Here is a 4,935-nt window from a genome sequence, read left to right on the forward strand (position 1 = left end):
TGATCTATGGTGGACTCACTTTTTAGCCCGTCCTGGTATCGTGTCGCTGATCTGGTTCCCCGGTTACGCAGCCATGTAGAAATACATCGCCATGAATACCGCGACCGTATCTGGTATATCCTGCAAGATCATGTCTCGGGCCGCTCCCAGCGCTTTAGCCCCGCCGTTTATAAATTTATCGGTTTGATGGATGGCACGCGAACGGTGCAGCAATTATGGGATGCCGTGACGGAAGAGGCCGGCGATCAGGCTCCCGCGCAAGATGAAGTGATTCGCTTGCTGGGCCAGTTACATAGCGCCGATGCATTGATTACCGATGCAACCCCGATAGTCGTGAATTATTCCGGCGCTACCAGCGCCAAAAGCGCAGCACAATTAAGCAACGATTGTGGACCCCGCTGGCAATTCGTATCCCGCTGTTTGACCCAGATAAATTTCTAGAACGAACCCTGCCCATAGCCAGGGTATTCCTGAACCGGTTTACGGTGGTGGTGTGGTTGGCGGTGGTGATTACTGCCGCAGTGTTGGCCATGGTGAACTGGTCTGAGTTAACCGAAAACGTGGTTGATCGTGCCTTAACCGCCGAAAATATTATTCTGCTATGGCTGATCTACCCGGTAGTCAAAGCACTACATGAGTTGGGGCATGCCTATCTGGCCAAGATGTATGGCGGTGAGGTCCATGAGATTGGCGTGATGTTTTTGGTATTGATGCCGGTGCCTTATGTGGATGTAAGCTCTATTTCGGGCTTTCGCGATAAGCGTAAGCGCATGGCGGTTGGTGCTGCCGGTATCGCCGTTGAAATGTTTCTTGGCTCGCTAGCTTTATTTGTTTGGTTAACCGTGGAAAGCGGCGCAGCCCATGCCATTGCCTATAACGTTATTTTGATCAGTGGCGTATCAACGCTGCTATTTAACGGCAACCCCTTGCTGCGCTTTGATGGCTATTATGTATTTTCCGATGCGATAGAAATTCCCAATCTGGGAGCCCGCTCAACTCAGTATCTGGGTTATTTAATCCAGCGTTATCCGCTGGGTATCAATGATGCTGAATCTCCGGCAACCAGTAACTGGGAACGAGGTTGGTTTGTCGGTTATGGCATAGCGGCGTTTCTATATCGTATCTATATTATGTTTGTCATTGTGATCTATATCGGCGGCCGTTTTTTTGCCGTTGGTGTGATTCTGGCATCCTGGGCGGTGATTACCCAGGCAATTATCCCGATAGGCAAGTCTATGAAATTTATGTTTAACAGTCCCAAGCTCAGGTCAGGTCGGCGCCGTGCCAATAGTGTGGCGGCGGTTTTTGTTGCGGCAGTGATCTTTTTGCTGTTTTTAATGCCGGCACCTTACTGGACCAAAGTGGAAGGGGTGACCTGGCCTTCGGACAAATCTCAGGTTCGTGCTGATACCAATGGTTTTGTGGTGGAGTTATTAGTTGAGGAGCGAAGCTGGGTCAAAGCAGGTCAGCCAATTATTCGTACCCGTGATCCCTTTGTTTCATCCAGGGTAAAAACCCTGGAAGCCAGAAAGAAGCAAACTGAATTACAGTTAAGAGCGGCACAAACTGTCGATCTGGTTGAGGCCGGTATTATCCGTGAAGAATTGGCGGTGATTAATGAAGACCTTAACCGAGCTAAAGAGCGGGTTGAGTCACTGTTGATTAGAAGCACCCGTGATGGCTTATTTATTGTGCCCGAAGCTCAGGATTTCCCTGGCCGCTTTGTTCAGCAGGGTGATCTGGTCGCCTTTGTGATTAATCCGGAGGATCATGCAGTGGTAAGGGCTGTGGTCTCACAGGATGATATTGGTTTGGTTCGAGAGGGGGTCAGCAAGGTTGATATTATCCCGGCCTCCTGGCAAGGGCAGTCATATCCGGCATCTATGGTCAGAGAAGTATTTGGTGGTACCAACCAATTACCGACCGCAGCGCTGGGTTTGTCAGGTGGTGGTGAGTTTGCAATATCTCCTTCAGATAGCAATGGTCGTACCACCCTTGAACCGGTCTTTGAGATTGAAATTGAATTACCTGATGAGGCTCGGACAGAATATCTTGGCGCCAGGGTTTATGTCCGCCTTGACCATGGCTACCGCCCATTGGGCCTTCAGGCCTGGCGCAGTTTAAGGCAGCTATTCCTGAGGCAATTTGGTGTTTAGCGCCGCCTTACTGCGCCCCGGTAGCGCCATGGGTAACTACCCTCAGCGGGAAGATAGCCGCGAGGGTTGGTTTGACCGTACCGCCGATAAAATTGGCGGCTTTATTCGCCAGTATATATATAGTGGCAGTCTCGATGACCAGCAGTTTATCGATGCCGTCAATCAGGCTGCAGAAGGCTTGGATGCGCTGGACGATAAGGGCTTACGGGCGCAGGTTATTGACCTGCGTAAGCGTCTTTATAGTGAAGGCTTACAAGATAAGCTGGTGGCCGAGTCCTTTGCCTTAATCCGTGAAGTCAGTTCCCGTACCCTGAGTATGCGCCACCACAATGTCCAGCTCTATGGTGGCTGGGCTATGCTAAGGGGCAAAATTGCCGAAATGGAAACCGGTGAAGGTAAAACCCTGACGGCAACACTGCCAGCTTGTACCGCTGCACTGGCTGGTATTCCAGTGCATGTGGTTACCGTGAATGACTTCCTGGTGGCCAGGGATAGCAAGTGGATGTCAGCTATTTATGAGGCCTTGGGCCTGACCGTTGGCACGGTACTGGAAGATTCAAGCACCGAGCAGCGCCAGGCCGCTTATGCCTGCGATATTACTTACTGCACCAATAAACAGTTGGTCTTTGATTACCTTAAAGACCGCATGTTATTGGAGCAGGAAAGTCGCCCGCTGCACTTGCAGTTGGAAGGGCTTTACCAGGGCCGCCCCAAAACCAGTCGCCTATTAATGCGGGGCTTGTGCTTTGCCATTGTGGATGAGGCCGACAGTGTTTTAATTGATGAAGCGCGAACCCCTTTGATTATTTCCAACACCACCAAAATGGAACAGGAAGAAACCTTGTTTCAGCAGGCAATACATATTGCAAAGCAGTTGCGGCATAAACAGGACTTTAACTTGTCGACCAGTACCAGCCGTATCCAACTTACCGATTATGGCAAGGCGCAATTGTTAACCCTGACCCGTGGTTTAGGTGGCGTGTGGAGTGGCACTCGCAGACGTGATGAATTAATCAAGCAGGCGTTATCGGCACTGCATTACTATCAAAAAGATCAACACTATTTAGTCAAAGACGGCAAAGTGCAGATCATTGATGAGAGTACCGGCAGGGTAATGCCAGACCGCTCTTGGGAGCGAGGCTTGCATCAGATGATAGAAGTCAAAGAGGGCTGTGCGATTTCTGGTCGTCAGGAAACGTTGGCCAGAATTAGTTACCAGCGATTTTTTCGCCGCTATTTACATCTGGCGGGAATGACTGGGACCGCTGCAGAAGTTACTCAGGAATTAACCAGTGTCTATCAATTATCCGTAGAAAAAATACCCACCCATAATCCTGTTCAGCGTAAAGCTTGCCCTGATTTTGTTTATGCTACAGAGCGGCAAAAATGGCGAAAAATTATCGACATCATTAAAGACATACATGACGAGGGCAGGCCGCTATTAATTGGGGCTAAATCGGTGCAAAGTTCTGAGCATTTAAGCGGCCTGCTCAATGCAGAAAATTTACAGCATCAAATCCTAAATGCACGGCAAGATCATTTAGAATCCCAAATTGTTTCCCAGGCGGGTCGTGTAGGAGCCATTACAGTGGCAACCAATATGGCGGGCAGGGGAACCGATATTGAATTGTTTCCAGGGGTCACCGAACGAGGTGGTTTGCATGTGCTGGCCACCGAGCGACACGATGCCCGCCGAATTGATCGGCAGCTGTTTGGTCGCGGTGCGCGGCAGGGTGATCCTGGCAGTTATCAAACCATTGTCTCTCTTGAAGATGATTTTATCGACAATGTGTTTGGTGACCGTTTAGCAAAATTTTTCGCCAGACGAACAGAGCCCTTGCCACAGTGGTTGGGGAATTTAATCGTTAGCTATGCCCAGCGCAGTGCCGAAAAACATCACCGTCGTATTCGTCAAGATTTACTCAAGTATGACGACAACCTCAGTGATCTATTATCTTTTTCTGGTCGAGGTGAGTAAAAATTATTCAGGAGGAGTATTTTTTGCTGCGCTATTTTCACGCTGTTAATTATTTTTAATGACTAAATTTTCTTTAGCAGATCATTGTCTGCTGGTAATTTTGACCCCCTTAAAGCTATTTATCGTTATCCTCTGTCAGGCTAAAAATCGTACGGTTTTAACTCCTCTAACAGCCCTTATCAGGGGCTGATTCGGCGGCTGCCCAAGCCGCAAATTAGTAGAATGTCGACCCTCCGCTAGTTCAGATATACGTATTTTCCACCTCAAATGAATATTTTTTTTAGCTGATTTTGGCCCCCTGAGCTCGCGATTTACGTGGCCTGCAGCGTTATCGAGCGCTATTTGGTATTTAATTGCAGGAAAATCGTTTGTTTTGGCCATATTCTTTCGATAGTATCTTGACAGTTCGGACATAGGTGCTACGCCGGTTTCAGGCGAATATAGGTACATATACCGGCCCTTTAGCAGCAGTAATTTTGTTAGATATTAATGACTTGGTCATTGGCAACAAGCTGGTACCGGGAATGAACAGAAATAACAAAGTATTGAATACATTTTGCCAGCAAATTTCTTCCAATTGCTTTCAGCCTGGAAGTTTTTTGTAGTTTAAAAATGATAAAAAACGTTTTTTCATGCAACTCAAGCAATCGCTAAAGGGTTGCCTTGATAAAAAATGAACTACTTAGGTGCTAATGCAAGCACTGAATAAAAATGTAGAAAGGTGTTTTAGGGTTATCTGCCAGATTATTAATTGCAAAAAGGCAGAGAGAACAATAAAAAGTCAAAAATGAGTTTTTGCTA

3 protein-coding genes are annotated in these 4,935 nt (G+C 47.8%); all 3 read left to right on the forward strand.

Features of this window, described 5'->3' with window-relative positions:
* The first annotated feature begins 6 nt into the window (after positions 1-6).
* The 3 genes from BST96_RS16120 to BST96_RS16130 are packed head-to-tail and all read left to right on the forward strand — an operon-like array spanning position 7 to position 4,134.
* Positions 7-441: a PqqD family peptide modification chaperone gene (locus BST96_RS16120; RefSeq protein WP_085759685.1), complete on the forward strand. Its 435-nt coding sequence runs from the start codon at positions 7-9 to the stop codon at positions 439-441.
* Positions 387-2,156 (forward strand): peptidase M50, encoded by a 1,770-nt coding sequence (locus BST96_RS16125; RefSeq protein ID WP_157117991.1) that lies wholly within the window; start codon positions 387-389, stop codon positions 2,154-2,156. The genes BST96_RS16120 and BST96_RS16125 overlap by 55 nt, the downstream gene beginning before the upstream one ends.
* The gene (locus BST96_RS16130; protein ID WP_206045355.1) at positions 2,149-4,134 is read left to right on the forward strand and encodes a preprotein translocase subunit SecA; all 1,986 of its coding nucleotides are present in this window, start codon (positions 2,149-2,151) and stop codon (positions 4,132-4,134) included. The genes BST96_RS16125 and BST96_RS16130 overlap by 8 nt, the downstream gene beginning before the upstream one ends.
* The last annotated feature ends 801 nt before the right edge of the window (positions 4,135-4,935 follow it).

Source organism: Oceanicoccus sagamiensis (assembly GCF_002117105.1).
In the GTDB taxonomy this organism is placed as follows: Bacteria; Pseudomonadota; Gammaproteobacteria; order Pseudomonadales; family Dasaniaceae; genus Oceanicoccus; species Oceanicoccus sagamiensis.